Raw genomic sequence first — 4,794 nt, 5'->3', positions numbered from 1 at the left:
GCGCGCGCCGCGATGCCGGCAGACATTGGTGAAGGCCCGCGCCCCGCCGTCCTTGCCGCGCACGACAAAGACGCTCTCGAGGAACTCGAAGGTGTGGAAGGCCGGGGGCCGGGATGTCGTTCAGATGGCAGACGATCTGCCAGGACGGCCGCAGGACCTTGTCCTGCTCGGCCCGGAAGAACCGCTCATTGGCGTAGAGCCAGCCGGGCAGGCCCCAGTCGGCGTCCGGGTCGGCGACGGGGGTAGGATTGGGATCCTGAACGTTGGCGGCGTGGTCCATCACCGCCCCACGATGCTCAGCTTGATGGCGGTGCTGACGTCGCGGTCGCGCAGGATCTCGCGCGCGGCGTTGCGGCCCGGATTGCCCGAGACCCCGCCGCCCGGATGGCAGCCGGCCCCGCACATGTAGAGGCCGGGGATCGGGCCGCGATGGCTGGCGTGGCCCAGCACCGGGCGGGCGGCCCACAGCTGATCCAGCGACATGTGGCCGTGCATGATGTCGCCGCCGGTCAGGCCCAGCTTCCGCTCCAGGTCCAGCGGCGACAGGATCATTCGTCCCAGGACCGAGGCCTTGAAGTTGGGGGCCCACTGATTGACCGTGTCGATGATCAGGTCGGCGGCGGCCTCGCGCTCATCGTCCCACGAGCGGCCGTCGGGCAGGGTCGGCGCGAACTGCTGGCAGAACAGGCTGGCCACGTGCTGGCCGGGCGGGGCCAGGGTCGAATCCAGGGTCGAGGGGATCAGCATCTCGACGATCGGCTTCTTGCTGATCCCGAACGCCTTGGCGTCGCGATAGGCCTCGTCCATGTAGTCCAGGCTCGGCGAGAGCACGATGCCGCACTGGTGGTGCTCGGCTGCGGCCGTGCCGGGCAGGCAGGTGAAGTCGGGCAGCTCCGACAGGGCCACGTTCATCCGGAAGGTGCCCGAGCCGTTCTTGTAGCCCTTGATCGACTTCTTGAAGGGCTCGGGCAGGGCCGAGGGGGCGATCAGCTTGCCATACAGCAGGGCCGGATTGAGGTTGGAGCTGATGATCGGGGCCGAATAGCGCCGGCCGTCGACCAGCTGCACGCCGGCGGCCTTGCCGCCCTCGACGAACACCGCCTCGACCGGCGCATCGGTCAGGATCTCGACGCCCTTGGCGATACAGGCCTTGGCCATGGCCTGGGTGATGGCCCCCATGCCGCCGATGGCGTGGCCCCAGGCGCCCTTCTTGCCGTTCACCTCGCCGAAGGTGTGGTGCAGCAGCACATAGGCCGAGCCCGGCGAATCCGGGCTGGCGAAATTGCCGACCACAGCGTCGAAGCCGAAGCTGGCCTTGACCGCGTCGCTCTCGAACCAGCCGTCCAGGAAGTCGCGGGCGCTCTTGGTGAACAGGTCCAGCAGGTCGCGCTTGCGCTCGCGCGACAGGAAGGCCAGGCGCGAGCCCTGGCGCACGCCGCGCAATAGGCCGTGCAGGCCGTCGCCGAGATTGGGCGGGGTCTCGCCGGCCAGGTCGCGCAGCACGTCGCCGATCTCGTCGAGCATGGCGTAATAGGCGGGCAGGGCGGCGGCGTCCTTCTCGGAGAACCGCCGGAACTCGGCCTGGGTGCGCTCCAGCCCGCCGCCCAGCTTGATGTAGCTGTCATCGGCCAGGGGCAGGAAGTTGGAGATCGGCCGCTCGACGATGGTCAGGCCCAGGCCGTGCAGGTCCATGTCGCGGATCACCCGCGGGCTCAGCAGGCTGACGGTGTAGCTGGCCACCGAGTTGCGGAAGCCGGGATGGAACTCCTCGGTCACCGCCGCCCCGCCGACCACGCCGCGCGCCTCGCAGACCGTGACCTTCAGCCCGGCGCTGGCCAGGTAGAAGGCGCAGACGAGGCCGTTATGGCCTCCGCCAATGATGACGGCGTCGCGCGTCTGGGTCTCGGCCATGGTGTCTCCTCGGGATAGGGGAGGAGCTTGCTATACGAGTGTAAAATAGACAAGAGGCGATAGATCCTCCCCCTGTGGGGGAGGTGGCCCGTAGGGCCGGAGGGGGAAGTGTTCCCACGCCGGTCGCAGACTTCCCCCTCCGTCGCTCCGCGACACGTCCCCCTTGGGGGGAGGATCTCAGTGGCTGCCTTCCTCACCCCGCGCCGTCAGCCAGTACATCACCGGCGTCGCCACCCGCGAGAGCAGGGTGCTGGTGATCAGGCCGCCGATGATGGCGATGGCCAGGGGCGAGTAGAGGCCGGAGTTTTCCAGCGCCAGGGGCAGCAGGCCGCCAATCGCCGTCACCGAGGTCAGCAGCACCGGCAGGAAGCGCACCTCGCCGGCCTTCTCGATGGCGTCGTGCAGGCCCATGCCGCCCTTGCGCAGCTGCTCGGTGAAGTCGACCAGCAGGATCGAGTTCTTGATCTCGATGCCGATCAGGGCGATCAGCCCGATCGTGGCGGTGAAGCTCAGCGAATGGCCGGTGATCCACAGGGCCGCCACCGCCCCGAACAGGCCGAACGGGATGATCCCGGCCACGACCAGGGCGGTCTTGAACTTCTGGAACTCCAGGACCAGCACCGCCAGGATGCCGAACACCGCCACCAGCACCGCGGCGCCGAGGCCGGCGAAGCTTTCCGACTGCGCCTCGGCCTGGCCGCCCATCGACAGGCGGTAGCCGGGCGGCATGGGCAGGTCGCGGGCCAGGCGGGCGACGGTGTCCTCGGTGACCTTGGCGGTCAGGAAGCCGGTCCGGATATAGGACGTCACCGTCACCGTGCGTTCGCGGTCGAAGCGGTCGATGCGGGCCGGGCTGGCGCGCAGCCGCGGCGAGGCCACCGCGCCCAGCGGGGCCGCCTCGCCGTCGGCGGTGGGCACATAGATCCGCTGCAGGTCAGCCAGTTCGTTACGGCCGGCCCCGTCGGTCTGGCCCATCGGCAGGCGCACCTTGACGGCGTAGTCGTCGCCGTCGGGATCGCGGAAGCGGGCCGTCTCCTCGCCCGACAGGGCCAGGCGGGCGACGCGCCGCGGGGCCCCGGCCGGCACGCCCAGGGCGGCGGCCTTGGCCTCGTCGACGCCGAGATCGAGGTCGGTGCGGTCCAGGCGGATCGGGTTGCTGACGTCGCGCGTGCCCGGCGTGGCCTTCAGCACCGTCTCGGCCCGCGCCGCCAGGGCCTTGAGCACGTCGAGGTCCTGGCCAGTGATGCGCACGGCGACCGGGGCGTCGATCGGCGGGCCGTTCTCGAAGGTCACCACGCTGATCCGCGCGCCGGGGAAGCGGGCGAAGTCGCGGCGCAGGCCGTCCAGCACCGCGTCGCTCCTGACCGGCTCCCAGGCCTTCAGGCTGACAAAGACCTCGGCGTAGGTGGTGGCGCTCTCGCGCTGCTGCTGGTTGTAGAAGATCTGCGGATTGCCGCGGCCCAGATTGGCGGCCCGCCAGGTGATGTCGGGCTCCTTGGCCAGGCGTTGCTCGACATAGCGCAGGGCGCGGTCGGTGCGGGCCAGGGCGCTGCCGTCCGGGGTCTCGATACGGACCAGGAACTGCGGGGTCTCGGCCGGCGGGAACAGGCTGGAGCCGATGATCTTCAGCATCGGCACGGTGGTGGCGCAGATCGTCAGCATGATCGCCAGGCTCAGCCAGGGCCGGGCCAGGCCAAAGTGCAGGACCGGGCGATAGACGCGGTGGATCAGGCCGTTGACGGCCTGAAGCAGCCGGTTGCCCTCGGGATCGGAATGCTTGTCCAGCACCCGGCTGGCCAGGAAGGGAATGATGGTCAGGGACACCAGCAGCGAGGCGCCCACCGTGCATAGCACCGTCACCGGCAGCGAACGGATATAGGCCCCCGATCCGGCCGGCAGGGCCATCAGCGGCAGGAAGGCCAGCATCAGGGTCGCGGTGCAGCCGATCACCGCCAGGGCGATCTGGCGCGTGCCGTTGATCGCCGCGTCGGTGCGGCTCTCACCCTCGCGGATCCGGCGGGCGATGTTCTCGGTGATGACGATGCTGTCGTCGACCAGCAGGCCCAGGGACAGCACGAAGCCGGCGATCGACAGCTGGTTGAGGGTGAAGCCGAAGGCCTGCAGCAGCGACAGGCCGATCAGCAGGCTCAGCGGGATCGAGACCATGACCACCACCCCGGCCCTGAGACCGAGGGGCAGCAGGGTGATCAACACCAGGACCAGGGCGATGGCGAAGTCGCGAAACAGCGCCTTGAGCCGGTGCTTGACGTTCTCGGCCTGGACGAAGCCGCGCTCCAGCTTGACCCCGGCCGGCAGGGCCTTTTCGTAGTCGTCCAGCACCGCCTCGACGGCCTTGGTGATCTTGGTGACGTCCTGGCCGTCCTTCTGGGTGACGGTCAGGAACAGGGCGCGGCGATCATTGAAGCGGGCCAGATGGGTCGGCTCGTCCTGGGCCCAGGCCACCTGGGCCACGTCGCGCACCCGCACCACCCGCCCGCCGATCGCCCGCACCGGGGTGTCGCCGACCGCTTCCAGCGAGCGGAAGGCCCCGCCGGCCTTGACGTTGAAGCGCCGGTCGCCGGCCTGCACCGCCCCGACCGGAGCCTCGGCGCCGGCCGCGCGCAGGGCGTCGGCTACGGCCGTGGCCGGCAGTTTCAGGGCCGCCAGCCGGGCCAGGTCCAGCGACACCCGCACCTCCGAGGCCGGGGCCCCGTAATAGCGGGCCTCGCGGACGCCGGGCACGCGGTCGAGGCGCTCACGCAGGGTGTCGGCCACCTTCTCCAGCCGGCGCATCGGCAGGATGTCGCTGGTCAGGGCGGCCTGGACGATGGCCACCTCGGTGGTGCGGGCCCGCTGGATGTCCAGCCGGACGATGCCCGAGGC

Annotated in this window: 2 protein-coding genes and 1 pseudogene; all 3 read right to left on the bottom strand. The window is 70.3% G+C overall.

Translation table 11 applies throughout. The annotated features are described in order from the left end of the window. Positions 1 to 280 (bottom strand): annotated as a pseudogene (locus CSW58_RS08195) (Rieske 2Fe-2S domain-containing protein); the annotation flags it as partial. Further along, entirely contained in the window at positions 280 to 1,911 is a 1,632-nt protein-coding gene (locus CSW58_RS08190; RefSeq protein WP_099446965.1) for an NAD(P)/FAD-dependent oxidoreductase, read from the bottom strand. The pseudogene CSW58_RS08195 and the gene CSW58_RS08190, both read right to left, overlap by 1 nt. 177 nt (positions 1,912 to 2,088) lie before the next feature. Next, positions 2,089 to 4,794, bottom strand: a 2,706-nt coding sequence (locus CSW58_RS08185; RefSeq protein ID WP_099446964.1) for an efflux RND transporter permease subunit, incomplete at its 5' end; no start/stop codon positions are given.

Source organism: Caulobacter sp. B11, assembly GCF_002737765.1.
Lineage (GTDB): Bacteria > Pseudomonadota > Alphaproteobacteria > Caulobacterales > Caulobacteraceae > Caulobacter.
This window is presented reverse-complemented; position numbering and strand designations above follow the sequence as displayed.